General features: G+C 73.7%; 21 protein-coding genes. 14 read left to right on the top strand and 7 right to left on the bottom strand.

Annotation, left to right across the window (positions count from 1 at the left end; all coding sequences use genetic code 11):
• The first annotated feature begins 165 nt into the window (after positions 1 to 165).
• The 3 genes from ABZ128_RS28310 (at position 166) to ABZ128_RS28300 (ending at position 4,577) form a co-directional block, all read left to right on the top strand.
• Positions 166 to 2,376 carry a molybdopterin cofactor-binding domain-containing protein gene (locus ABZ128_RS28310; protein ID WP_356851829.1) on the top strand — a complete coding sequence of 737 codons (2,211 nt, stop codon included), beginning with the start codon at positions 166 to 168 and terminating at the stop codon, positions 2,374 to 2,376.
• 20 nt (positions 2,377 to 2,396) lie between these two features.
• A complete protein-coding gene (locus ABZ128_RS28305) occupies positions 2,397 to 2,852 on the top strand; it encodes a (2Fe-2S)-binding protein (protein WP_356851827.1) in 456 nt (151 codons plus the stop codon).
• 282 nt (positions 2,853 to 3,134) lie between these two features.
• Positions 3,135 to 4,577 carry a helix-turn-helix domain-containing protein gene (locus ABZ128_RS28300; RefSeq protein ID WP_356851825.1) on the top strand — a complete coding sequence of 481 codons (1,443 nt, stop codon included), beginning with the start codon at positions 3,135 to 3,137 and terminating at the stop codon, positions 4,575 to 4,577.
• 23 nt (positions 4,578 to 4,600) lie between these two features.
• Here ABZ128_RS28300 and ABZ128_RS28295 read toward each other — a convergent pair whose 3' ends face one another.
• Positions 4,601 to 5,842 (bottom strand): helix-turn-helix domain-containing protein, encoded by a 1,242-nt coding sequence (locus ABZ128_RS28295; RefSeq protein ID WP_356851823.1) that lies wholly within the window; start codon positions 5,840 to 5,842, stop codon positions 4,601 to 4,603.
• A 151-nt stretch (positions 5,843 to 5,993) separates the two neighbouring features.
• Between ABZ128_RS28295 and ABZ128_RS28290 the strand changes: the two genes are divergently transcribed.
• Together ABZ128_RS28290 and ABZ128_RS28285 are read left to right on the top strand one after the other, a co-directional pair.
• Positions 5,994 to 6,557 (top strand): TetR family transcriptional regulator, encoded by a 564-nt coding sequence (locus ABZ128_RS28290; protein ID WP_356851822.1) that lies wholly within the window; start codon positions 5,994 to 5,996, stop codon positions 6,555 to 6,557.
• Between the two features lie 46 nt (positions 6,558 to 6,603).
• Positions 6,604 to 7,260 carry a DUF6461 domain-containing protein gene (locus ABZ128_RS28285; RefSeq protein ID WP_356851821.1) on the top strand — a complete coding sequence of 219 codons (657 nt, stop codon included), beginning with the start codon at positions 6,604 to 6,606 and terminating at the stop codon, positions 7,258 to 7,260.
• Between the two features lie 31 nt (positions 7,261 to 7,291).
• On the opposite strand, the gene ABZ128_RS28280 is transcribed toward ABZ128_RS28285, so the two are convergent.
• Positions 7,292 to 8,533 (bottom strand): M48 family metallopeptidase, encoded by a 1,242-nt coding sequence (locus ABZ128_RS28280; RefSeq protein WP_356851820.1) that lies wholly within the window; start codon positions 8,531 to 8,533, stop codon positions 7,292 to 7,294.
• A gap of 315 nt (positions 8,534 to 8,848) precedes the next feature.
• On the opposite strand from ABZ128_RS28280, the gene ABZ128_RS28275 reads away from it, so the two are divergent.
• The 6 genes from ABZ128_RS28275 (at position 8,849) to ABZ128_RS28250 (ending at position 15,374) form a co-directional block, all read left to right on the top strand.
• Positions 8,849 to 9,250: a hypothetical protein gene (locus ABZ128_RS28275; protein ID WP_356851818.1), complete on the top strand. Its 402-nt coding sequence runs from the start codon at positions 8,849 to 8,851 to the stop codon at positions 9,248 to 9,250.
• Positions 9,247 to 10,041, top strand: a complete 795-nt coding sequence (locus ABZ128_RS28270; RefSeq protein WP_356851816.1) for a transcriptional regulator — start codon at positions 9,247 to 9,249, stop codon at positions 10,039 to 10,041. Before ABZ128_RS28275 ends, ABZ128_RS28270 begins: the two co-directional genes overlap by 4 nt.
• Before the next feature lie 92 nt (positions 10,042 to 10,133).
• Positions 10,134 to 10,544 (top strand): roadblock/LC7 domain-containing protein, encoded by a 411-nt coding sequence (locus tag ABZ128_RS28265; protein ID WP_356851875.1) that lies wholly within the window; start codon positions 10,134 to 10,136, stop codon positions 10,542 to 10,544.
• Between the two features lie 80 nt (positions 10,545 to 10,624).
• Complete coding sequence (locus ABZ128_RS28260) at positions 10,625 to 10,996, top strand: hypothetical protein (RefSeq protein WP_356851815.1); 372 nt, start codon at positions 10,625 to 10,627, stop codon at positions 10,994 to 10,996.
• Between the two features lie 179 nt (positions 10,997 to 11,175).
• Positions 11,176 to 14,754, top strand: coding sequence for a bifunctional glycosyltransferase family 2 protein/CDP-glycerol:glycerophosphate glycerophosphotransferase (locus ABZ128_RS28255; RefSeq protein WP_356851813.1), 3,579 nt, complete (start codon positions 11,176 to 11,178; stop codon positions 14,752 to 14,754).
• 137 nt (positions 14,755 to 14,891) lie between these two features.
• Positions 14,892 to 15,374, top strand: a complete 483-nt coding sequence (locus tag ABZ128_RS28250) for a VOC family protein (protein ID WP_356851811.1) — start codon at positions 14,892 to 14,894, stop codon at positions 15,372 to 15,374.
• A gap of 55 nt (positions 15,375 to 15,429) precedes the next feature.
• On the opposite strand, the gene ABZ128_RS28245 is transcribed toward ABZ128_RS28250, so the two are convergent.
• Together ABZ128_RS28245 and ABZ128_RS28240 are read right to left on the bottom strand one after the other, a co-directional pair.
• A complete protein-coding gene (locus ABZ128_RS28245) occupies positions 15,430 to 16,158 on the bottom strand; it encodes a Sir2 family NAD-dependent protein deacetylase (protein WP_356851810.1) in 729 nt (242 codons plus the stop codon).
• 53 nt (positions 16,159 to 16,211) lie between these two features.
• On the bottom strand, positions 16,212 to 17,324 hold the full coding sequence (locus tag ABZ128_RS28240; protein ID WP_356851809.1) for an alpha/beta hydrolase-fold protein: 1,113 nt from the start codon (positions 17,322 to 17,324) through the stop codon (positions 16,212 to 16,214).
• A 207-nt stretch (positions 17,325 to 17,531) separates the two neighbouring features.
• Between ABZ128_RS28240 and ABZ128_RS28235 the strand changes: the two genes are divergently transcribed.
• Together ABZ128_RS28235 and ABZ128_RS28230 are read left to right on the top strand one after the other, a co-directional pair.
• Positions 17,532 to 17,975, top strand: a complete 444-nt coding sequence (locus tag ABZ128_RS28235) for a hypothetical protein (protein ID WP_356851807.1) — start codon at positions 17,532 to 17,534, stop codon at positions 17,973 to 17,975.
• Positions 17,976 to 18,098: 123 nt separating this feature from the next.
• Positions 18,099 to 18,965 carry a GNAT family N-acetyltransferase gene (locus tag ABZ128_RS28230; protein ID WP_356851805.1) on the top strand — a complete coding sequence of 289 codons (867 nt, stop codon included), beginning with the start codon at positions 18,099 to 18,101 and terminating at the stop codon, positions 18,963 to 18,965.
• A 71-nt stretch (positions 18,966 to 19,036) separates the two neighbouring features.
• Here ABZ128_RS28230 and ABZ128_RS28225 read toward each other — a convergent pair whose 3' ends face one another.
• The 3 genes from ABZ128_RS28225 to ABZ128_RS28215 all read right to left on the bottom strand — a co-directional run bounded on the left by ABZ128_RS28225 (position 19,037) and on the right by ABZ128_RS28215 (position 20,606).
• The gene (locus ABZ128_RS28225; protein WP_356851803.1) at positions 19,037 to 19,480 is read right to left on the bottom strand and encodes a subtilase-type protease inhibitor; all 444 of its coding nucleotides are present in this window, start codon (positions 19,478 to 19,480) and stop codon (positions 19,037 to 19,039) included.
• 206 nt (positions 19,481 to 19,686) lie between these two features.
• Positions 19,687 to 20,151, bottom strand: coding sequence for a cyclic nucleotide-binding domain-containing protein (locus ABZ128_RS28220; RefSeq protein WP_356851802.1), 465 nt, complete (start codon positions 20,149 to 20,151; stop codon positions 19,687 to 19,689).
• 152 nt (positions 20,152 to 20,303) lie between these two features.
• Positions 20,304 to 20,606, bottom strand: coding sequence for a hypothetical protein (locus tag ABZ128_RS28215; protein ID WP_356851800.1), 303 nt, complete (start codon positions 20,604 to 20,606; stop codon positions 20,304 to 20,306).
• 272 nt (positions 20,607 to 20,878) lie between these two features.
• Here ABZ128_RS28215 and ABZ128_RS28210 point away from each other — a divergent pair, with 272 nt between their 5' ends.
• On the top strand, positions 20,879 to 23,611 hold the full coding sequence (locus tag ABZ128_RS28210; RefSeq protein ID WP_356851799.1) for a DNRLRE domain-containing protein: 2,733 nt from the start codon (positions 20,879 to 20,881) through the stop codon (positions 23,609 to 23,611).
• Positions 23,612 to 23,703 lie beyond the last annotated feature (92 nt).

Raw genomic sequence — 23,703 nt, 5'->3', positions numbered from 1 at the left:
GCCGGAGTACCCCCCGAACGAAGGAACCCGTGACGGCGCGGCTGACGCCCGGCCTGCCCGGCAGGCGTCCGACGGCTTCCGCCCGCCCCCACCGGTCGCTACGCTACGTGCCGGTAACGAGCCGGGGCCTGCGGGGCGGGCGCACGCAGGGTGGGGACACGAGACATGACCGGGCAGAGCCGCCGCACCTTCCTCACCCACCTCGTCGCCGCGCCCACGCTCGCCCTCCTCACCCGGGCCGGCGCCGATCTGCTCGCCCCGCAGAGCGCCCACGCCGTGGTCCCGAGCCTGCCCGCACCGGCGGACCTGGTCGATCTGGGCGACCTGTTCATCCTGGCCGGCGCGCCCACCTCCGCCCTGCTCGCGCTCGCCGTGGAGGCGGACGGCACCGTCCGCTTCCGGCTGCCGCGCGAGGAGGTGGGCCAGGGCCTGACCACCGCCGTGGCCATGCTCGTCGCGGAGGAGCTCGACGCGCCGCTGGCCGCCGTTCGCGTGGAACTCGACGACGCCCGGCCCGAGCTGCTGTTCAACCAGCTCACCGGCAGCTCCAACTCCATCCGCTCGCTCTACCGGCCCGTCCGCCAGACCGCCGCCACCGCCCGGGCCCGCCTCGTCGCCGCCGCGGCCCGCCGTTGGAACCTGCCCGCCTCCTCCCTCACCACGGCGAACGGCGCCGTACGGGCCCCCGACGGCCGCACCGCCTCCTACGGCAGCCTCTCCGCCGCCGCGGCCGACCCGGCCCTCGTGGTGCCCGGCGCGGTGCCCAAGAAGGCGGCGCAGCACACGCTCGTCGGCAGGCCCACCGGCCGGATCGACGCCCGCGCCATGGTCACCGGGGCCCAGCAGTACACCCTCGACCTCGACGTGCCCGGCGCCAAGCCCTGCGTGGTGCGCCGCCCGCCCTCCTTCGGCGCCCCCGTCCAGGGCGTGGCCAATCTCGCCGCCGTCCGGGCCATGCCCGGCGTCCTGCACGTCGTCACCATCCCCACCGGCGTCGCCGTCGTCGCCGAGACCTTCGGCCAGGCCCTCGACGCCAAGGCCGCACTCCAGGTCAGCTGGGGCCCCGGCCCCGCCGACCAGCTCTCGGACGCGCAGATCCGCACGAAGCTGCGCGCCGCCACCCCGCCCCTCCTGGTCCCCCCGCTGCTCACCCCTTACGTGGACGCCGAGTTCGACTTCGCCTTCGTCAGCCACGCACCGATGGAGACCAACTCCGCCGTGGCCGACGTACGGGAGGACCGCGCCGAGATCTGGTCCGGGCTCAAGTCCCCGATCGCGGCCCGCGAGACCATAGCCGCCGACCTCGGCCTGCCGCTCGACAAGGTCACCGTCCACGTGGTCCAGGCCGGCGGTTCCTTCGGGCGCCGGCTCTTCTTCGACGCCGCCCTGGAGGCCGCCCGCGTCTCCCGGGCCTGCCGTCGGCCCGTCCGGCTGATGTGGACCCGCGTCGACGACACCCGGCACGGCCGGATGCGCCCCGCCACCCACCACAAGATCCGCGCCACCCACGCACTCGGCGAGGTGCTGACCTTCGAGCACCGGGTGGCCGCGGCCGAGACCGACTTCCGGCACGGGCTCGGCGAGATCATCACCGCCACCGCTGCGAGCCTCCCGCTCGGCATCGGCAACGCGACGCTCGCCCAGACCCTCTTCCTGACCACCGTGAAGTCCCCGTACCACTTCGGACTGACCACCCAGGCGCTCACCGAGGTGCCCACCGGCATCCCGACCGGCTCCTGGCGCTCGGTGTACTCCGCCAACACCCGGGGCGCGGAGGAGATCATCGTCGACGAACTCGCAGCACGCACCGGCCGGGACCCCTACCGCTTCCGGCGCACCTTCCTGAAGACCGACGCCCAGCGCGCCGTGCTGGACAAGGCGGCGACCGAGGGGGAGTGGGGGCGGCCCATGCCCGCGGGCTGCGCCCAGGGCATCGCCTTCCACGAGGAGTACAAGTCCCGTACCGCCTGTCTCGTCGAGATCGACACCCGTGACCCGGACCACGTCCGGGTCACCAAGGCGGTCATCGCGGTCGACGTCGGCCTGCCGGTCAACCCGCGCGGCCTGGAGGCGCAGATGATCGGCGGTCTCACCGACGCGATCTCCACCACCCTGAAGGCCGGCCTGCACCTGGACAAGGGGCTGCCCCTGGAGGGCAGTTACAGCCAGTTCCACTGGGCCCGCCAGCGCGACACCCCGCGCGACGTACGCCTCTTCGTGCTGCCCGCCACCGGTGAGGAGCCGGGCGGTGCGGGCGAGCTCGGCGTACCGGCCGCGGTCGGCGCGATCGCCAACGCCTGGGCCCGGGCCACCGGGAACAAGCCGCGCAGCTTCCCGCTCGACTTCGACGTCGACTTCACCCCCTACCCGCGATAGCCCGGATCCAGGAGTACGCAGTGCCCTCGCACACCTTCACCGTCAACGGGCAGAGCGTCACCGTGGACGCGCCCGACGATCTGCCCCTGCTGTGGGTGCTCCGCGACATCCTGGGGATCCGCGGCCCCAAGTACGGCTGCGGCGTCGACGTCTGCAAGGCCTGTACCAGCCATCTCGACGGTGCGGACGTCCGCCCGTGCGTCGTGCCCGTCTCGGCCTGCGCCGGCCGCAGCGTCACCACCATCGAGGGGCTGGCCGACGGCGACGACCTGCACCCCGTACAGGAGGCCTGGCTCGAACAGGACGTCTCCCAATGCGGTTTCTGCCAGCCCGGACAGATCATGGCGGCCGTCGCCCTGCTCAAGCGGACCCATACGCCCACGGACGAGGACATCGACTCCATCGCCAACATCTGCCGCTGCGGCACCTACTTCCGCATCCGGGAGGCCATCCGCAGCGCCGCCGCCCGGATGTGACGCGGGCCGACGGGACGCGAGCGAGGAGGGGCCCCGGCGACTCCCCCGTCGACCCGGGGCCCGACCGCTCATGGCCAAACCTATGCGCCCGATGGCCGGTTCGCAGGATCCGGCCTGCCCAGTGACCGCGCGAGACGGGTATCACAGCGCACAGTGAGCGGGGGTGGTTGAATGCGGCGGCGCCACGGACGAAGGGACCATCACATTCCGCACCCTCCCACCCGACCCACCCGCCCGCACAGCACGGACCGGTCGACGGCCCGGCCCGAGGACGTCCTCACGGTGCACCGGCTCGCCCGCTCCGGCGGCTCGGCGGCGCTCGTGCACTGGCTCGCCGCCCGCCTCGGCGGCTGGACCGGTGTGGTGGACGCCGCCGCACCCGCCGGTCCGGAACTCGCCGTCCGGGGCGTCGTCGAACTGACCGGCCGCGGCGTCCGGTCGGCCGTCCTGCACGGCGAGGGCCGGGCGGCCCTGCTGTTCGCGCTGGACGAGCGGCGCGCCCTGGCCGCCGTACTGGACCTGCCCCACCCCCCGGAAGCCTCCGTGCTGCTCGCGGACGCCGCCGTGCCGCTCGCGCTCGTCCTGCGCGCCGAGGAGGCCGAGCGGCGCGAGGAGCGGGCCGGGATCGCCGAGACCCGGGCCCGCGAGGCCGTCCTGCACCTGCTGATGAACGGCCGGCTCTCCACCGCGCGGCAGATCGCCGAGGCGCTGTCCCCCTCGCTGCCCGAGCCGATGCGGATGTACGTCGTCGAGTGCAGGCCGGGGGAGCGGGCCGCGGTCACCCGGATCTGCGAGGAGCTGACGGGCGGCCGCGCCTGGATCGTGCGCTGCCCGGTGTACGTACGCCACCTCATCGTCCTCGTCCCGAGCGGCCTCGCGGCGACCTCGGCCGGCCACGACCCCCTGGCCGGGGCGCTGGTGGAGGCGGCCCGCGGCTGCACGGTCGGGGTCAGCGCGGAACTGGGCCTGCGGGAGGCGCCGTCCGCCTACACCCAGGCCTTCCACGCCCTGGCCGTGGCGCGCGGCCGCACCGAACGGCACGCCCGCTTCGGTCCGGGCCCCGAGCTGGAACTCGCCGCGCACGAGGCCGCCGCCGGCTGGGCGCGGTCCCTGCTCGCGCCCCTGCACGCCTACGAGCCCCGCCGCCCCCAGGACCCGGGTGCGCAGGAACTGCGCGCCACCGCGCACGCCTGGCTGGGCTTCGGTTCGTACGCCGTCCGGCTCCTGAAGATCCACCGCAACACCCTGGCCACCCGCCTGCGCCTGGTGGAGGCCGTACTCGGCCTCGACCTCGCGCGGCTCGGCGACCAGGCGGCGCTGTCCCTCGCGGTGCGCCTCACCCCGGGCGGTGAAGGCCATCCGGGCGGTGGCGACCCGCGCGGTGCGGGCCCGGGTGGCGGGGGCCCCGTCGGTGCCGGCCCGGGCGGCGGGGGCCCCGGCGGAGTGGACGCCGTCCTGCGCCATCCCGACCTGGCCGGCTGGGCCCGGGCCCATCTGGCGCCGCTCGCCGGGGCCGGTGCGCCGCCGGGTGCGCGGGAGACCGTACGGGTATGGCTGCGGCACGACGCCCGGCTGGCCCCGACCGCCGCGGCCCTCGGCATCTCGGTGCCCGGCGCGCGCAAGCGGCTGACCCGCGTGGAGGCGCTGCTGGAGCGGTCGCTGCTGCGGTCACCCAGCGCGCGCCACGACCTGTGGCTGGCCCACCGGGCCGAGGAGCTGGCCTGACGGTGCAGGGACGGGCCCGCTCTTCACGCCGGGCGTCGTGGTGACCGGCGTCCCGGACCCGCCGCGACCGCCCCGGCCGGGCCCGCCGGGGGCCGGTCCGCGGCCTGCTGGACCACCGCCGCGTGCGCCAGCGCCAGCTCCACCACCTGCGCCGGATCGGACAGCGAGCGGCCGGTGAGCTGCTCCAGGCGGCGCAGCCGGTTGGAAACGGTGTTGCGGTGGCAGTACAGCCGCCGGGCGGCGTCCGTCGTCGAGCCCCCGCAGCCCAGCCAGGTGCCCAGGGTGTCCAGCAGTACCCGGCCGTCCGCCGCGGGCAGCGCCAGCACCGGTCCCAGCACCACCGTCCGCAGCCGGCCCGCCAGTTCGGCCTGGGAGGCGACCAGCGCCGCGGGCAGGCCCTCGTCGAGCAGGGCCGTGCGCGGACTGCCGGAGACGGGGGCCGTGCGCAGTGCCAGCGCGGCCAGCCAGCGCGCCCGGGCCAGTTCGCCGGGGGACTCGACCACCGGGCTCACCCCGGCCCGGGCCCCGAGCGGGGCGAGCACGTCCCGTACGGAGTCCAGCGGATGGTGGCCGAGCTCCACCAGGCCCGTCTCCCCCTCGGCCCGGATCCGCCACAGCACCCGCGGGCCGGGCGCGGCCGGATCGTGTCCCCTACGGCCACCGGTGCCGCCGCCGGGGCCCAGGACGACCACCGCGTACCGGCCGCGCTCCGCCAGCCCCAGCTGGGCCGCGGCCTCCGAGGCCGCGGGGCCGTCCGCCCCCGTGGCACCGTCCAGCAGGACGTCCAGGAGGGCGGCGCGGCGTTCCCGGTCACGCTCGCCGCGCGCGGCCTCCGTACGCCGGTAGGCCTCGGCCACCGCGTCCGTCATCTGGTCCAGTACGTCCCACAGCGCGGCAGCGGCGGGCAGCAGCCGGGGCAGCGCCTCGGGGTCGTGCACCGCGACGGCCTCGGTCAGGGTCTGCCACAGCAGCCGCCCCCCGCGCCGGTAGGTGCGGAGCAGGGAGTCCAGCGGGAGGCCCTGTTCGGCGCGCAGCGTGCCGGTGGCCCGGGCGTCGGCGAGCTCGACCGGCAGGCCCCGGTAGCTGCGCAGCAGGCCGTCGACGGACTGCCGGAGGTTGTGGTGGATCCGCTCGCGCAGCTCGGCCCGGCCGAGCAGGGCGGCGTACGCGGGGTCCTCGGCCAGCGTCCGGTCGGCCAGCCGGTCCGCCGTGACGGCGATCCGGCGGGACAGGTCCTCGCCCAGCTCCTCGATGATCCGCTCCATGACGGGCAGGGTGACACGAGTGAGGGGGCGGTGGGGAGGGCCGGGACGGAGCGGGACCCGCCGGTTCGGCTAGCGTGGGGCTGAGCACTGCACATGCAGTGCTCCGGCAGGACGAGAAGAACCACCCGCCCCACCCACCCCAGGGAACCGCATGCGCCAGAACCCCCAGCGCCGCGCCGCACTGCTCGACGCCGCCATCGAAGTGCTGGCCCGCGAGGGCTCGCGGGGTCTGACCCTGCGGGCGGTGGACGCGGAGGCGGGCGTACCGACGGGGACCGCGTCGAACTACTTCGCCAACCGGGCGCAGCTGCTGGTGCAGATCCTGCACCGCACCCGGGAGCGGCTGACCCCCGACCCGGCCGATCTGGCGGGACCGCTGGACACGAAGGTGCTGCTGGGACAGCTCGTCGCGCGGATGCGGCGCGAGCGCAGCGTGCACATCGCGATGCTGGAACTGCGGCTGGAGGCCACCCGCCGCCCCGAACTCCAGGCCGAGCTCTCCGGCTTCCAGGGCGAGGAGCTGGAGGCGAACGTCTCCTGGCACCTGGAGGCGGGACTGCCCGGCGACCGGCGGGGCGTGGTGCTGCTGTACCTCGCGATGCTGGGCCTGATCGTGGACGATCTGACCGCCCCGGCCCTGCTGGAGCCCTACCCGGTGGAGGGGCTGATCGAGACGATGGTCGAGCGCCTCCTCCCGGATCGCCCCGCGCCATGACTATCGTGCCGGTGGCACACAACCGGCACGATACGCGGGAGGGGCCGTGGAGCATGCGGACACCGGGAGCGGTACGGGGCCCGGGAGCGGCGGCGGTATCCGCTGGCTGGCGGACTGGGACGGCTGGTACGTCGGCCTGACCTTCGCCCGCGGCATCGGTCCCGAGGAACTCGCCGTCCGGCTCGGGGCGGTCCCGGGCATCCGTCCGGGCCCGCTCGGCGCGGGCGACGCCTGGACCATGGTCAACGAGACGACGGACGGGGACGGCGTGGCCCGGGTCGGCAGCTGGGGCGGCTGGTCCTTCGCCGTCGAACACGGCGTGCCGGCCGGCGCGGAGCGCCTCGCGGAGGTCTCCCGCTGCGGCGCCGAGGCCGTCCACCTCGACCCGCAGCCCGACCATCCGCCCAAGCAGTTCGCGTACGCCCGCGACGGCGAGCTGGTGTGCTGCTTCGGCCTCGGCGAGGAGGGCTGGCGCGGCGGCCACCGGCCCGACTTCCTGCTCCCGGAGCTGGTCGCCGCCGGGATCCTCGCCCCGGACGGCAGCTACCCGGAGGCGAAGGCGGAGGCGGAGGCGGAGGCGGAGCCGGACGACGCCGACCGCGACCGCCGGACCCTCGCCGTCCTCGAACACCGCTTCGGCCTGTCCCTGCCCCGCCACCTGATCGAGGACACCCCGCTCCCGGCATTCGTGACCTGCACCTGAGGCGGGGCCGTGGCGCAGCCGCGCAGGGGAGTCAGCCGGCGAAGTCCCGGATGACCCGGCGGGCCAGCGCTGCGCGCGCGGGGGCCAGTTCGGCGGCCACCCCCGCCGCAAGGTCCTCGTCGTAGACGACCTGCGCCGGGTGCGGTCCGCCCGTGGCCGCGCAGTGGCGGCGCAGATGGGTCGGCGGATGCGTGGTGTCCACGCTGTGCCCGCGCCGCTGCGCCACCCGGCGCAGCCGCTCGTACTCGTGGTCCGGTACGGCCGCCATGTGCGCGGCGAGCCGCTCCCACAGCCCGTGCTCCGCGCGGTCGCGGGCCTCGCGCCCGGCCCGGCCGCCGCTCATCTGGGCCGCCACCGACTCGCGCCGCAGCTCCGGGCCGACCGAGCTGCTGACCAGCAGCCGGTCCATCAGGCCGACGGCCGCTCCGGTCGATCCGGCCCGCGCGGCGCTCACGTCGGCCAGGTACTCGCCCCGCTGCGACTCCCGCAGCGTCAGGTGGTCCAGCAGCACGAGCAGCCCGAACACCGCCCACCGGGGAACGAAGGTCGTGGCGTTGACGAAGCGGTCCAGCAGGCGGTGCGGCCGGACCGGCGCGAGCGCGTGGAACCAGGTGTCCAGCGCCCGCAGCGCCCCGGCCGTCACGAACCCGCGCCGGACGTCCCCGTGGGCGAAGTGCCCCAGCTCGTGCCCCAGCAGGGCGACCCGCTCCTGCGGCGAGAGGATCTCCCACAGGCCCAGCCCCAGGTACATCACCCGCCGCTGCCGCAGGCCGTACGTGGTGACGGCGGCATTGGCCGCCGGCGCCACCACCACCGCCTGAACCCCGGCCGTGCCGACGACGCCGGCCACTTCGTCGATCAGCCCGAACAGCCGCGGTGCGTCGGCCCGGTGCAGCACCGGTGCGTCCTTGGGCAGCCTCCCCACCCGCGGCCGCAGCACCACCGCCACCAGCAGCAGGACCGCGCCCACCGCCGGCTGCACCCCGGTGCTCCAGCCCAGCACGACCAGCAGCAGCCCCGTCACGACGAGCGCCAGGGTCACCGCGTGCACCAGCAGGGCCAGCGCGAAGGCCAGCACCGAGGACACGTCCCGCCGGGCGGAGCCGCTCTCGCCCCCGCCGTTCTCCATCTCGGCCGCCAGCTGCTGCCCGTACGCCTGGCAGAGCCGCTGTTGCACGGCCGCGATCCGGCCCGGGGCGGGATCGGGGGCGCCCGGGTCCACGTTCCAGTCGCATGCCGCGCACCAGGCGACGTACCGCTCGGACACGGTCATTGCGGCCCCGCATTCGGGGCACTGCCGCCCGGTCGCCGGCGTTCTGCCGGTGCTGTCCATGGATGTCCCTCCCCGGCCGCGGAGAGGAAGATCCGCGGCCGGGAAAGGATGGGGGGCGGCGGCCGAGGACGGGGACCGTGGGCTCACCATTCTTGATCAAAAGCCGAAGGGTTCCGGCCAAGGTGCCGCGCGGTTCCGTGCATGTTCCCGCGGAAAATGCCAGAAGGCCCTTCCGTAGTGTGGAAGTTGAGTAAGTTCCTCCTGTCGCGCCGAACGACCGTGCACCTCGCACGTCTGACCGGGAGGGGAGCCCGCGTGCCCGGGATCGACGAATGTCTGCTCGAAGCCATGGCCCTGCCCGGGGCGCGGGGTGCCGCGCTGGTCGACTGGAGCAGCGGGCTGGCTCTCGGCACCGCCGGGGACTCGCCCGTCGGGGACCACGAGACGACCGCCGCCGAAACCGCGGAGCTGGCCCGGGCGGCCGCCGAGTACGAGTCCTTCGCCCCGCCGGCCGCCGACACCGCGGACGAGCCCCCCGGACAGCCGGTCGAGGACCTCATCCTCACCACCCGCAGCGGCTACCACGTGCTGCGCTTCGTCGAGACGAGCTTCGACAGCAGCGTCTTCCTCCACCTGTGGCTCGACCGCACCGACGGCAACCTCGCCCTCGCCCGGCACAGACTCCGCGTCCTGGCCGAGGGGCTGGTGCTCAGATGACCACGGCCCACCCCGGCGGTCCGGCCGCTGTTGCCGTCTCCCCGCTGCTCACCCGGCTCGCCGCCGAACGGGCCACCGGCGCCCTGCTCCGCGACCGCGGCACCCTCTTCCTGGAGGACGGCCGCGTCGTGCACGCCGAGAGCCCTGCCACGCCCGGGCTCGACGTCCTGCTCACCGCGGGCGGCGGCCTGGCCCCCGAGCGCTGGCGCGAGGCGGTCGACCGGGCCGGCGCCAGGCGCCAGGTCGCCCGCTTCCTCGTGGACAGCGGGGGCCTCGCCGGAGGGGAGCTGGAGATCTGCCACCTCGCCGCCATCTTCGACGCCGCTTTCTTCGCGCTGTCCCCGGGCAGCGGCCCCTCGCGCTTCCGCCGCGGCGCCACCCACTGGATCGGCTCGGTCCGCTCCGTCCCGGCCGCCGCCGTCGAACGCGAGACCCGGCGCCGGCGCGAGCTCCTCGACGCCGTCTGGCCCTACCCGCTGCTGGACACCGCGCCCGTGGTGCCCCGAGCCGCCGCCCCGGGGCAGACCGTCACCGCCCGCCAGCGGCTCCTGCTGGCCCGGGCCGACGGCGTACGGACCCCCGCGGACCTGGCGTGGGTGCTGGGCCGACCGGCGTTCCACACGCTGCTCGACGTACGGCGCCTCGCGGCGGCCGGACTCGTCGAGACCCCGCACGCGCCGGCCCCGAGGCCGGCTCCCGCACCACCCCTGCCCGACTGGATGACCCAGACCCAATCCCCGGACGTGGCGCTGCTCCGCCGGTTACGTGACGCACTGGAGGCAAGCCTGTGAGGCTCCCGCTGCGACCGGCTCTGCGCTCCGAGCGCGCCGACCGCTCCGAGCGGAGGCAGCCCGAAAGGAGAAAGGCCGACATGAGCACGGCGATGGTGCCCGGGGCCGAAGCCGAGATACTGGCCGAGCTCCGCCGGCTGCGGGCCCGGGTTCCCCAGCTCACCGGCGCCCTCGCCGGCAGCGCCGACGGCCTGGTGCTGGCCCAGGACAGCGCGGCAACCGAGGCCGAGGCCGTCGCCGCCCTCACCGCGGCCGCCCTCGGAGTGGCCCAGCGGCTCAGCGACAGCACGGGCCAGGGCGGATTCCGCGAGCTGCTGGTCCGCGGCGAACACGGCTACGTCGCCACGTACGCCGCCGGGGACGCGGCCGTCCTCACCCTCATAGCGGAGCCGCGCGTCAACGTCGGCCGCCTCCACCTGGAGGCCCGCCGCTCCAGCCTGCGCATAGCGGAACTCATCGACCACACCCTCGGGCGCCGGGGCCCCACCGCTCCGACGGCCTGAGGCCCCGCCCCCGTATCCCGGTGCGTACCGGCACCGGGACTCCCCAAGAGAGACACAAGACACAAGAGAGAGGAACCCCCATGGACAACGTGGAACTCGCGCTCAAGGAAGCCACCACCATCGAAGGCGCGATCGGCGCGGCCCTCGTGGACTACGGAAGCGGAATGGCCCTGGGCACCGTCGGCGGCGGCAAGGACCTCGATCTCGCGGTGGCGGCCGCGGGCAACACCGACGTGGTGCGCGCCAAGGTGCGCACGATGGAGATGCTGGGCCTGAAGGACGAGATCGAGGACATCCTGATCACCCTCGGCGGCCAGTACCACCTGATCCGGCTCCTGAAGGGGCGCGAGAGCAAGGGCTTCTTCCTCTACCTCGCGCTCGACCGCGGCCGGGCGAACCTGGCGATGGCCCGGCACCAGCTCAGGAAGATCGAAGCCGCACTCGAAGTCTGAGCCGGCATTCGAGCGGTTCCCGGCGCCGAGGTGGCGGGCGGCTGAATTCTTTGCCGTCCGCCCCGGTCCGGCGGGGGCTTATGTCCAGGATGGGGCGACTTTATCAGCCCGTTACCGAGTAGGATGCTGTCATCAACTGATCATCGAAATAGCTTAAAACGCTGGAGAACCCGCCACCCATGCCCCCGCGCCTGAGCATCGTCGTCCCCGTCTACAACGTCGAGCTCTATCTCGACGAGTGCCTGGAGTCCATAGCCGCCCAGACGTTCGCCGACTTCGAGTGCATCCTCGTCGACGACGGCTCCACGGACACCAGCGCCGTCATCGCCAAAGCCTTCGCGGCGCGGGACAAGCGTTTCCGGGTCGTCATGCAGGAGAACGCCGGCCTCGGCGCCGCCCGTAACGTCGGAGCCCGGCACGCCTCCGAGGGCACTGAGTACCTGGCGTTCGTCGACAGCGACGACACCATGCCGCCGTACGCCTACGAGCGTCTGATCGCCGCCCTCGACGAGACCGGCTCGGACTTCGCCGGCGGCAACGTCAAGCGCTTCCGCTCCGTCGGCATGCAGCAGTCCTGGGGACACCGGGCCGCCTTCGCCCGGACCCAGCTGAAGACCCACATCTCCAAGTTCCCGGCGCTGGTCACCGACCGCACCGCGTGGAACAAGGTCTACCGGCGCAGCTTCTGGGACGAGCACGGCTTCCAGTACCCGGAGGGCATCCTCTACGAAGACGCCCCCGTCAGCATCCCCGCGCACTACTTCGCCTCCAGCGTCGACATCCTCAGCGACTGCGTCTACCACTGGCGCGTCCGCGAGACCGGTGAGCGCTCCATCACCCAGCGCTCCACCGACCCGGTCTCCCTCATCGACCGCGTGACCTCGGTCCGGCTGGTCCGCGAGGCCCTCAAGGCCAAGGAGGGCGCCAAGTACGTCAAGTACCTGCGCGACTACGACTACAACGTGCTGAGCGAGGAGCTCCCGCTCATATACAAGTACGTCGGGGAGGGCGGCGCCGACTTCCGCGCCGCGTTCGTCAAGGAGGTCGGCGGGCTCATCCGGGAGATCGGCACCGGCCCCTGGAGCGACCTGACCGTCGCCGACCGCCTCAAGGCCTTCCTGGCCCGCGAAGGCCGCGTCGAGGACTTCATCGCCCTCCAGCACCACCAGCGCGACTACGCCTACAGCGTCCCCGTCAAGGGACTGGCCCGCCCGCAGGCCGACTACCCCTTCCTGCACGGCCGCCCGCCGGTCCCCGCCAAGATCCTCACCCTCGGCCCGCGCGAGCGCCGCGTCGTCAGCCGCCTGGAGCAGGCCGTGTGGAGCGACGGCAAGCTGCTGCTGCGCGGCTACGCCCTGCCCGGCCACCTCGGCGCGGAGAGCCGCCTGGGCTCCCGCAAGATGCTCGTCTTCCGCGAGGGCGGCAAGCGCCGCCGCACCGTGGTGAGCACGCGTACGGTCGCCTCCCCGATGGCCACCGTGAACGCCCCGCACCTCGCCGTCCGCCACGCCGACTGGGCCGGTTTCACCGCGGTCGTCGACCCCGCCGTCTTCCAGTCGGGCGGCAAGTGGAACGACGGCACCTGGACCACCTCCGTCGCCGTCACCGGCGCGGGCGGCCTGCACCGCGCCCGCCTCAAGGGCGGCGAGTCCGACTCGGGCCAGAACCCGCCCGCCCACTGGGTCGCCCCCGACGTCCGCATCGTCCCGAACGCCAGTGGCGCCTTCACCCTCCAGGTCGAGGTCGTCCGCGCCCGCGCCCTCGACGTCCGCCCGGCCGGGGACGACGCCATCGAGCTCGTCGGCGAGCTGGCCGCCGGGATCGCCGCCGGCGCGAGCCTGCGCGCGGAGCACGTCTCCACCGGCACCACCTTGACCTTCCCGCTGGAGACCGGCGCGCCCGTCGCCGGCCGGACGCCCTTCACCGCGCGGGTTGCGCTGGCCGACCTGGCCGCCGTACCCGACGCCGAGTGCGAGCCCGGCGGATGGGCGCCCGAGCCGTGGAGCCTGTCCGTCACCGCTGCCGACGGCACGGACCACCGGCTGGCGCACGACGAGCGCGGCGGCTTCGCCGGCCTGGTGGTGCCGCTGCCCGGCGAGACCGCCGGCCGCGCCCTGTTCGCCAAGCGCGGCAACACCGGACACCTGACCCTCTCGGTGCAGCCGTCGCCGCCGCTGGTCGACACGGTCGACACGCAGGACGGACGGGTGACCCTGACCGGCCGGTTCGTCGCCCCCACCGACGAGCCGTACGAGCTGGTCCTGCACGACGCGCACGGCATGGAGTTCAGCTACCCCGTCACCCGCGACGGCGACCGCTTCGAGGCCTCCTTCGAGCCCGTGCTCCCCGAGGCCTACGCCGGCCGCACCACGCTGCCCAAGGGCCGCTGGTGGCCCACGCTGCGGCCGGTCGCCCAGGGCGGCACCACCGCGGGCCTGCTCGGGGTCGACCGCGGCGCCCCCGTCCAGTTCGCGCCCACCGCACTGCACACGGGACCGCACGCCTTCACCACGGAGGGCCGCCGGATGCGCGTCGAGGCGCGCTTCTACGACCGGATGGTGCTGGTCGCCGACCCGATGCTCAGCCCGCACGACCGCTCCCGCTACACCCAGCGCCGCACCCGCTTCGAGACCTACCCGAAGCAGCGCACCCTGCCGGTCAAGGACATGGTCGTCTACGACACCTTCCAGGGGAACGGCGCGGGCGACTCGCCCCGGGCCATCCACGAGGAGCTGGTGCGCCGCGGCGAGAAGCTGGACCACGTCTGGCTGGTCCGCGACGGCCGCGCCGAGGTGCCCCCGACCGCCCGCGCCGTGCAGCACGACAGCGTGGAGGCCTGGGACGCCCTCGCCCGCGCCCGCTACTACGTCGTGAACGACAGCGTGCCGCTGCGCTTCCAGCGCAGGGCCGGCCAGGTCGTCGTCCAGACCTGGCACGGCACGCCGATCAAGGAGATCGGCCACGACTTCATCCACGACTACTACACCAGCCCCGAGGTCCTGGAGGCGCTGGAGCACGACAGCGCCCAGTGGTCGCTGCTCGCCTCCCCGAGCTCCTACGCCACGCCCCTGCTCAAGCGCGCCCTCGGCTACCAGGGCGAGGTCATCGAGGCCGGCAGCCCGCGCACGGACGCGCTCGTACGGCCCGACGCCGAGCGGATCGCCGAGGTCAGGCGGCGCCTCGGCCTGCCCGAGGGCAAGAAGGTCGTCCTCTACATGCCGACCTGGCGGGAGAACCGCGAGGCGTGGACGGGCGGCTACAAGCTCGACCTGCAGATCGACCTCGACGCCGCACGGCGCGAACTGGGCAAGGACCACGTCCTGCTCGTCCGCGGCCACCACCACGTCACCGAGCAGGTCCGCGACTCCGTCCGCGACGGATTCGTGATCGACGTGTCCCGTTGGCCCGACGCCGCGGACCTGCTGCTCGTCGCCGACGTCCTGATCTCGGACTACTCGTCCGCGATCTTCGACTTCGCGCTGACCGACCGGCCGATCCTGCTCTTCACCTACGACCTGGAGCACTACCGGACCACGCTGCGCGGCTTCAACTTCGACCTGGCGGAGAAGGCCCCCGGACCGCTGCTGGCGGACTCGGAGAGCCTGATCGAGGCCGTCCGCAACGCGGATGCCGTCGGGGCGGAGTACAAGGAGGCCCGGGCGGCCTTCCGCGCCGAGTTCTGCGACCTCGACGACGGCCACGCCAGTGAGCGGGTCGTCGACCGGATGCTGGAGATGGGTGCCGGGCCTGCGGTGTAGGCCGTAGGAGTGCATTCGGGCGGACATGCGGACCGGCCCCGGGCCCACCGATGAATTTCGGGCCCGGGGCCGGTCTGTATGGGTGCGAGAACGGTGACCCGCCGTCCCGCCCGCCCAGCACACGCCCGGAGGCAGTCATGAGCAGCAACGGTTTCACCACGTGCCTGTGGTTCGACGGCAACGCGGAGGCCGCCGCCGAGTACTACCTGTCGGTCTTCAAGGACGGCAAGCCCGGCCGGACCGCCCGCTATCCCGAGGACGCACCGGGCCGGGCCGGCTCGGTGATGGTCGTCGAGTTCGAGATCAACGGCCAGAAGTTCGTCGGCCTCAACGGCGGCCCCCAGTTCACCTTCAGCGAGGCGGTCTCCTTCCAGATCCACTGCGAGGACGAGACCGAGGCCGACTACTACTACGACGCACTGACCAAGGACGGCGGCGAGGAATCCGCCTGCGGCTGGGTCAAGGACAAGTTCGGCCTGAGCTGGCAGGTCATCCCGCCGGGAGCCATCGAGCTGATCAGCGACCCCGACCCGGAGCGGGCGGCCCGCGTCTTCCGGGCCATGATGCCGATGAAGAAGCTGGACGTCGCGGAACTCCGCCGCGCGGCGGACGCCGCCTGACACCAGGCCTTCCGGCCCTCCCCGGCTCCGGGCTTCCCGGATTCCGGCTCCCGGCCTACTGGCCGGCGATGCGGGCCAGGAGGGCCGGGAGGGCGGTGCCGATGGGCTCGCGGATCAGCTCGTCGGCGAGCGGGTCGTACGGCGTCTCCTCCGCGTTCACGATGATCAGCCGGGCCCCGGCCTCGGCGGCCATCCCGGCCAGCGAGGCCGCCGGCTGCACCTGCAGCGTCGTCCCGACGGCAATGAAGACGTGCGCGTTCTCGGCGACGGCCACGGCCTGGGCCAGCACTTCCGGGTCGAGCCGCTCACCGAACATCACCGTCGCCGACTTGAGGATCCCGCCGCAGGCCAGACAGGCGGGGTCCGGCTCCCCGGCGGTGACCCGGGCCAGCGCCTCGTCCATCCCCGAGCGGGCGTGACAGGCCGTACAGACCACCGAACGGGCGGATCCGTGCAGCTCGAACACCTTGCGCGCGGGCATCCCGGCGAGCTGGTGCAGCCCGTCCACGTTCTGTGTGATCACCCGCACGGGCGTGCCCCCGCGCTCCAGCTCGGCCACGGCCCGGTGCGCCGCATTCGGCTGCGCATCGAGGGCTCCGACCTCGATGCGCATCTGCCAGGACCGGCGCCGGATCTCCGGATCGGCCATGTAGTACGCGTACGTCACGAGCTTCTCGGCATCCGGGGCGCGCCGCCACAGACCCTGCGGCCCCCGGTAGTCCGGAATGCCGGAATCGGTGGACATCCCGGCCCCACTGAACACGGCGACAAGCGGCTTCCCCATGGACCGACCCTACGTACGGCCGCTCCCCGCGCGCGACCGCATTATCGCGACCGTCACCGTGCCACGCCCTGTTCGGCGCCGAGGCGACCGCCGAGCCACTCCAGCGCAGGGGGGATCTCCCTGTTCCAGGTGTTGAAGTTGTGCCCGCCGTGGTCGAGCGTGATCGAGGAGACGTGCGCGGGGTCCTTGACCTTCTTGATGAACTGCTGGGTCGCCTTGTAGTTCGGCTCGCCCTGGAGCGAGGTCGTGACCAGGAACGAGGTCGGGCCCTGCGGCCGGTTGTCCAGGTGCCACAGCAGGTCGGAGCGCTTCTCCTCGTCCTTGTTCCCCTGGAAGAGGTCGCCGGACTGCCCGTCGGTCTCCGGCTTGTAGTCCGCCGACAGGCCCACGCCGGCCGCGTACGTCTCCGGGTGCTGCAGGGCCATCTTCAGCGCGCAGTAGCCGCCGGTCGAATCGCCGATGATGCCCCAACCGCGGGGCGAGCCGCCGACGCGGTAGGTGCCGGCTATCGCCTTGGTGACGTCCGCCCCGAAGAAGGCCTCGCTCTGCGGACCCCCGGGCACGTCGATGCACTGCGTGTTCGCCCCGGAGATGGCGGGCCGCATCATCACGAGGATCATCGGCTGCATCTTCTTCTCCCGGGCCAGGGTCCACGCCGACCTCGGGTACCGCAGCTTCTTCAACAGGTTCTCGGCCATGCCGGGGTACCCGGTCAGGACGACGGCCGCGGGGAACCTGCGCTGCTCGTTGCCCTTGTGGAAGTACTCCGGCGGCAGGTAGACGTACGCGTCGGCCGCGGCCCGGGAACGCTCGCCGTGCACGGTGATCTTCTCGACGACCCCTGCGGTGCGCGGACTGCCGCCACCGGGCACGTCGGGGGTCTGCCGTCCGAGGACCCGCACGGCCGCCCCGCCCGGCGCCGCCACCTCCTGGCGCTTCGTACCGGCCAGGTCGGCCCAGGAGTCGTAGAGGAGGAAGCTGCGGTTGGCCGTGAGCGCCACCGAAGAGAAGAACAGGACCTGGACGAGGGCGAGCAGTCCGACCCGCCCCAGCACCGCCCCCCAGCCGCGCCGCGCCAGCCGCGGCCACAGCCATACCGTGGACGCGAACGCCAGGGCCGTGCAGAGCACCACGCACACCAGGAACATTCCACTCGTCAAACCCATGGCCGGGTGATTCCCCCTGCAGTCTCGGCTGGACGTACGGTCCAGGGCGCCGCCGGTCGGTGCGCACCAGGCTAGAGAGCCACACGGGCAGAACCGTTCCACCGATCACGTCGAAGGGTCGTTTCTGCGGTGAATCCCGCCCTCCACCGGAGTGAGATACGCGGTCCACCCCTGCCCGTCCCCGCCCCCGGTGGTTACACATCCCGCATGAAAATCACCCCGTACGGTCTGGGTGCCCTGCTCCTGGCCCCCTTGGCGCTGCTCGCCCCCGGCCCCGCCTCCGCACCCGCCCACGCCGACCCCGCCCCGGTCGCCGGCCACCACCGCCAGTGGCACGGCGCGGCCGAGATCAGTACCTTCCTCAGCTCCTTCTACGGGGCGCACGGCCCCTCCCCGCGCGACCGCGACCAGCGGGTCTCGCAGCAGCTCAAGGAGAAGCAGGCGCACATCCCGTACGCCGACGTCCTGCTGTGCGCCCAGAACGAGCCGGAGCACATCGAGATCGGACCCGTCACCGTGGCCCAGGCGGCCGGCATTGGCTGGGCCACCGTCACCACCCACTGGCAAGATGACCTCACCGACACGTTCACCGCGTACGTACGCCTCGACTCCCACCCGATCGTGCTGGACGACGTGATCTGCGCGGGCTGACGTCCCGGAAGGGGATCCCGGGCAACGAGCGCCGGGCCGAAGCCCGCACGCGGCGGAGGCCCGGCAGCTGCACGCCCCGGCGCCCTGGCACGACCCCCGGGCCCCTCTGGTACAACACGGGACATGACGGGATTCGAGATCACCGGCGCGAGCGCCGCCGACATGGAACTGTTCCGCGTCTGGGCCGAGGAGGAGGGCTGGAACCCGGGGGACTCCGACCGGTTCGCCTTCGCGGTGGCCGATCCGGCGGGCTTCCTCGTCGGCCGGATCGACGGGGAACCGGTGGGCTCCCTCTCGGCCGTGCGCTACGGGACCGGCTTCGGGTTCATCGGGTTCTACATCGTCCGGCCCGCCCTGCGCGGCCGGGGCTACGGGATCCGGCTGTGGCGGGCCGGGATGGACCGGCTGGAGGGGCGGCTGGTCGGCCTGGACGGGGTCGTCGACCAGCAGGCCAACTACCGCACCTCCGGCTTCCGCCGGGCCTGGAACAACGTCCGTCACGAAGGGGCGCCCGGGGCGGCTGCGGGTGGCGCCGAGGAGGCGGCGCTCCTGGGCGGGGCCGAGCTGGTGGACGCCGCCCGGCTGCCCTTCGAACTGCTCGCCGCCTACGACCGCCGGTTCTTCCCGGAAGCCCGGGACGCCTTCCTGTCCGCCTGGACCGGTCTGCCGGGCCGGACCGGCGTCGCCGCCGTCCGCGACGGCCGGATCGAGGGCTTCGGGGTGATCCGGCCGTGCAGCGGCGCCGCCAGGATCGGACCGCTGTACGCGGCGACGCCGGGCATCGCCGCCGCCCTGCTGCACCGGCTCGCACGGCACGCGCCCGACGGGGTGGTCGCGGTGGACGTGCCCGACGCCAATCCGGGAGCCACGGCCCTGATGGCCGGGCTCGGGCTGGTCCCCGTCTTCGAGGCCGCCCGCATGTACACGGGTCCCGCCCCGGACCTCGATCTGGCCGGGCTGTACGGGGTGACCAGCCTGGAACTGGGCTGAGGGGCCGGCTGAGGGATCCGGTGGCCGGGCGGCGGTCGCACGGCGCCGCCCGGCGGTCCGGTGGCAGGCCGTCAGAAGTTGAACAGCACGCTGCTCGCGTGCCGCATGCCGCACGGGTTGCCGTACGTGTACGCGTAGTTGAGCCGGTGGCCCTGCCAGACCCCGTCGGCCGTCACCGTCACCGGGTTCCATTCCTTCGTACAGTCCACGTTCCCCTGCGGAGCGGCGAGCGCGTCCAGCTCGGAGGCGTTCGCCCGCAGTTCGGCGCACGCGGCCTTCGGCGACGGGTGGGTTCCGCCCGGCTTCGGCGCACACACCAGCGTCACCGCGCGCAGTACGGTGCCGGTCGAGGCGTCCTCCCCGTGGGCGACGCCGAGGACGAGGGCGGAGGGCGCGTACAGGCTCTCCGTACCGGACGGCGCGGCGTCGGCAGCTCCGGGCCAGGCCAGTGCCGTGAACGCGGTGAGCGCCATGGCGGCGGAACCGAGGCCGAGACCCTTTGCGATGGACCGCATTTCGAACTCCTTGGTTGGGTTGTGTCGGATAGCGGACAGGAGTCTTGCCCACCACGGTCGCGAACGCTCGTTCGCACCCCTATTTCTCGTCACCGATCGTAAGCGCATGCGTGCAGACAGCAGCGGTGCCGGGCCGCTGACCAGTACCGCAGCGCCCCGCCGAAACGGCCGAACACACGCGCTGAAACCTTTGGGGAACCCCGGTTCTACAGGGCCGATGCGGCGCGCGGGAGGTAGAGGTCGAGCAGCCGCGTGCGAGTTTGCTGGAGCCGCAGGGCGAGGACGCGCCCGACCCAGTGGCCGATGGCCGAGCCGAAGGCGGGATCGGCGTCCATGAGCATCCGCACGCTGCCCGCGTCGAACTCGTAGGCGCGCACCGGGGTCATCGCCTCGGCGCTCAGCTGCCACACGTACGGCGGGAACAGCCACGACCAGCCCACCAGCTCACCCGGGCCGAGGTTCTCGACGGGGGCGGGCCGGCGGCGGCCCGGTACGGGGACCTGGAGGGTCACCGTGCCGGAGCGCACGATCCAGAAGGACTCCGCCGGGCCTCCCTCTTCGAAGATCCGTGCGTTCTCGGCGAAGTTGACCTCGCGGGCCTGGGACATCAGCCGTCCGCGGTGCTCGGCGGAGAGGACGGCGGCGATGCGGATGGGGGAAGGTGTGCTCACGACGGCCTCCGATCAGGGCCCCCCGCTACCCCCAGTGTCGCCGAAGCCCGCGTGATCGCAGCCGTGGTCCGGCGGACCGGTGGCGCGCCCGCGCCGACCGGCCCGCCAGGACGCCCGGCGGGCCGTGGCCGGCCCGGCCCGCCGGCCGCCCGCTACTCCTCGGCATTGGCCTCCAGGCAGGCCAGCTCCATCGCGTCGAGCACCGCCTCGTGGCTGCGCCGGCTGAGCTCGGCGACGTTCTCGATCTGCGCCGTCGCCCAGGAGGCCAGGGTCATGACGAGCACCCGCAGTCCGTCGGTGCCGTGCTCGGCCAGGATCTCGTCCGCGACGACCATCGCGTTCTCGGGCACCTGCTCCGGTGGCTCCAGCCCGGCGAGCCCGCGCAGCATCGTGAGCGTGCGGCGGGAGATCTCCGGGGTGATCCTCGCCAGCCGCACGTCCTCTTCTTCGTCCATCCGCCCCACCCCTTCGAGTGCCGTCCCCCTCAGGGCACGGTAGAGCGGCGCGGCCCCCCGCGCGGGCGCTTTCGCCAGGATCATCCGGGCGGTGGCGGCCCGGGACCCGCCCGCCGGGCCCGGCGGCGGTCCCGCGGCAATCCTGCACCCGATGTGCCAAGTGCGGTGAAACGGGCGGTGATTCGGCCTAGGGTGCGGCCGTACGCACGCTCGGGGACGGCGGTACGCCCGTCGCCGGCCACACCGCACAGCGACACCGAACTGGGGGGTTCATGCGCAGAACCAGAGGCCTGGCGGCCGCCCTCGCCCTGTCCCTCGCCGGAACCGGAGCGGGCGTCGGCCTCGGCCTGGCCCCGCAGGCGGCGGCCGTCACCCCGCCCGTGGCCTTCACCGCGGACCCACTGCCCACCTGGCAGCCGGACGGCGTCGTCTGGGCCCTCGCCGAGGCGGGCGGGACCGTGTTCGCCGGCGGTACCTTCTCCGCCGTACGTCCCCCCGAGGGGGCCGCAGGCACCGAGCGGCCGGCGGTGAACTTCGCGGCGCTCGACGCGGCGACCGGCGCCCCGACCTCCTGCACGCTGTCCTTCACCGTCGGCGCGGGAACCGCCACCGTACGCGCCCTGGCCCTCTCGCCGGACAAGAAGACGCTCTACGCGGGCGGCTACTTCGGCGCCGTCAACGGCACCCCCGTCTCCAGCCTCGCCGCCGTGGACGTCGCCACCTGCACCGTCAAGCCCTCGTTCCGCCCCGCCTTCGCGGCCACCGTCCGGGCCCTCGCCGTCACCGGTGACACCGTCTACGCGGGCGGCGACTTCCTGACGGTGGCCGGCCAACCGCGCGAGCGCTTCGCCGCCGTGGACGCGGACGACGGCTCCCTGCGGCCCTTCAGGGCCGACGCGGACGAGCCGGGCCGTGCCGTCGAGGTCACCCCGGACGGCAGCCGTGTCGTCCTGGGCGGCGACTTCTTCACCGTCAACGGGACGGACACGCATGCGCTGGCCGTCGTCGACGCCACCAGCGGCGCACTCACCAAGGCCTATCCGGGCTTCATCGAGACCAACTCCGTCGTCAAGGACATCGCTGCCGACGCGACCGGCTTCTACACCGCCAACGAGGGCACGGGCGGCGGCGTCTTCGACGGCCGGATCGCGCTCGACCTCGCCGGCTTCAACCAGCGCTGGCGCGACACCTGCCTCGGCGCCACCCAGGCGGTCCTCCCGTACCAGAACGTCCTCTACAGCGCCTCGCACGCGCACGACTGCTCCAGCGTCGGCGAGTTCCCCGACGGACAGCGCCACCACCTGCTCGCCCAGCCCACCGGCGGCACCGGAAAACTGGGCTGGGCCCCCGACACCAACGACGGCATCGGCGAGGGCATCGGCCCGCGGGTGATGACGGTGGGCTCCCGCGGCGGGGTCCCGTACCTCTGGGTCGGCGGCGAGTTCACCACCGTCAACGGCGCGGCGCAGCAGAGCCTGACCCGGTTCTCCTCCACCGGCGACACGGGCGCTCCCACCGTCCCGGTGGCGAGCGCCGTCAGCTTCAAGCCCGGCGAGGTACAGGTGCGCTGGCGTACCAGCCTCGACCTGGACGACAGTGCGCTGACGTACCGCATCTACCGGGGCGGCGCGGCCGCCCCGATCGCCACCGTCACGGCGGACTCCCTGTTCTTCCGCCGCCCGCAGGCCTCCTGGACCGACACCACCGTCACGGCGGGCCAGACCTACACCTACCGGGTGACGGCGAGCGACGCGGCCGGGAACACCAGCGCCCTGTCGGGGACCGCGAGCGTGACGGTGCCGGCCTCGGTCGACGCCTACCCGAACCAGGTGCGCACGGACGGCGCGCAGCTGTTCTGGCGCTACGACGAGCCGGCGCTGCCCTTCGCCGCCGACTCCTCGAACGGCGGCAACCAGAACGGCGTGCACCTGAACGCCCCGGCCCTGCGCCAGAGCCCCGGCGCGGTGTCGGGAGCGAGCACGGCGATCGGCTTCAACGGCAGCGACACGCAGGTCTACGGGGACAAGCGGCAGACGGTGGGCAGCAGCTACACCCTGGAGACCTGGTTCAGGACGAACACGACCCGCGGCGGCAAGCTGTTCGGCTTCGGCAGCAACCAGACCCGCGGCAGCAATCAGTACGACAAGCACATCTACATGACGAATGACGGGCGGCTCGTCTACGGGGTCTACACCGGCGCCACCCGCACGATCACCACCAGCGGCAGCTACAACGACGACAAGTGGCACCACGTCGTCGCCACCCAGGGGCCCGGCGGCATGGTCCTCTACGTGGACGGCGCCCAGAAGGGCACCCTGGGCGTCACCACGCACGAGAACTTCTCCGGATACTGGCACGCCGGCGGCGACAGCCTCGGCGGCTGGCCCGACCGCCCCACCAGTGAGTACTGGGCGGGCCGGCTGGACGAGACCGCCGTCTACCCGAGCGTCCTGAGCGCGGCGCAGGTGCAGAACCACTACGCCCTGGCGTCCGCCCCGGCCGACTCCGTCGTCCGCGTGACGGCGGCCGAGGACACCTACGCCAACGCCGGCGCCCCCGAGGCCAACTACGGCACGTCGAGCTCGCTCGCCGTCCGGGGCAGCTCCTTCTACGCCTCCTACCTGCGCTTCGACCTGCCCGCCGCGCCCGCCGGCACGGTCCTGAAATCGGCCGTGCTCAGCGTGAAGACCAGCACCATGAGCGGAGCCGGTACGGCGGACACGGTCTCCGTGGTCCCGGTCACCGGCGCCTGGACCGAGGGCGGGACGACGTACACCAACCGCCCGGCGGTGGGCGCCCCCGCGCTCGGCGGCTTCGCGGGCGTCCCCGACGGCTCCGCGGTGCACACCGCGGCACTGAACACGGCCACCGTCGCGGGCGCCCTGGGCACCGCCTACGGCCTGGCCCTGACCAGCACCGGCACGGACGCCCTGTGGCTGTGGTCCTCCGAGGCCCAGGCGAACGAGGGGACGCCGCAGCTGACCCTGACCTTCGGCGCCCCGTAACGAGCAGGCTGCCCACCGGGAGGGGGCGCGGACCGGCCGGCCTCGTCGGTGGCTCCGTAGTGGGCGCTCATGCCCATCAGGCCGAGGCCCTC

It is taken from the genome of Streptomyces sp. NPDC006326 (assembly GCF_040612915.1).
Lineage (GTDB): Bacteria > Actinomycetota > Actinomycetes > Streptomycetales > Streptomycetaceae > Streptomyces.
The sequence above is the reverse complement of the archived record's forward strand: the minus strand, read 5'-3'. Positions and strand labels throughout refer to the sequence as shown.

What these genes read in the sequence shown, in the direction of transcription:
- ABZ128_RS28290 (WP_356851822.1), top strand. Translation starts at nt 5,994, where the DNA reads ATGCGCCAGAACCCCCAGCGCCGCGCCGCACTGCTCGACGCCGCCATC.
- ABZ128_RS28255 (WP_356851813.1), top strand. Translation starts at nt 11,176, where the DNA reads ATGCCCCCGCGCCTGAGCATCGTCGTCCCCGTCTACAACGTCGAGCTC.
- ABZ128_RS28225 (WP_356851803.1), bottom strand. Translation starts at nt 19,480, where the DNA reads ATGCGGTCCATCGCAAAGGGTCTCGGCCTCGGTTCCGCCGCCATGGCG.
- ABZ128_RS28250 (WP_356851811.1), top strand. Translation starts at nt 14,892, where the DNA reads ATGAGCAGCAACGGTTTCACCACGTGCCTGTGGTTCGACGGCAACGCG.
- ABZ128_RS28310 (WP_356851829.1), top strand. Translation starts at nt 166, where the DNA reads ATGACCGGGCAGAGCCGCCGCACCTTCCTCACCCACCTCGTCGCCGCG.
- ABZ128_RS28280 (WP_356851820.1), bottom strand. Translation starts at nt 8,533, where the DNA reads ATGACCGTGTCCGAGCGGTACGTCGCCTGGTGCGCGGCATGCGACTGG.
- ABZ128_RS28235 (WP_356851807.1), top strand. Translation starts at nt 17,532, where the DNA reads ATGAAAATCACCCCGTACGGTCTGGGTGCCCTGCTCCTGGCCCCCTTG.
- ABZ128_RS28210 (WP_356851799.1), top strand. Translation starts at nt 20,879, where the DNA reads ATGCGCAGAACCAGAGGCCTGGCGGCCGCCCTCGCCCTGTCCCTCGCC.
- ABZ128_RS28230 (WP_356851805.1), top strand. Translation starts at nt 18,099, where the DNA reads ATGACGGGATTCGAGATCACCGGCGCGAGCGCCGCCGACATGGAACTG.
- ABZ128_RS28245 (WP_356851810.1), bottom strand. Translation starts at nt 16,158, where the DNA reads ATGGGGAAGCCGCTTGTCGCCGTGTTCAGTGGGGCCGGGATGTCCACC.
- ABZ128_RS28215 (WP_356851800.1), bottom strand. Translation starts at nt 20,606, where the DNA reads ATGGACGAAGAAGAGGACGTGCGGCTGGCGAGGATCACCCCGGAGATC.
- ABZ128_RS28260 (WP_356851815.1), top strand. Translation starts at nt 10,625, where the DNA reads ATGGACAACGTGGAACTCGCGCTCAAGGAAGCCACCACCATCGAAGGC.
- ABZ128_RS28265 (WP_356851875.1), top strand. Translation starts at nt 10,134, where the DNA reads ATGGTGCCCGGGGCCGAAGCCGAGATACTGGCCGAGCTCCGCCGGCTG.
- ABZ128_RS28240 (WP_356851809.1), bottom strand. Translation starts at nt 17,324, where the DNA reads ATGGGTTTGACGAGTGGAATGTTCCTGGTGTGCGTGGTGCTCTGCACG.
- ABZ128_RS28295 (WP_356851823.1), bottom strand. Translation starts at nt 5,842, where the DNA reads ATGGAGCGGATCATCGAGGAGCTGGGCGAGGACCTGTCCCGCCGGATC.
- ABZ128_RS28270 (WP_356851816.1), top strand. Translation starts at nt 9,247, where the DNA reads ATGACCACGGCCCACCCCGGCGGTCCGGCCGCTGTTGCCGTCTCCCCG.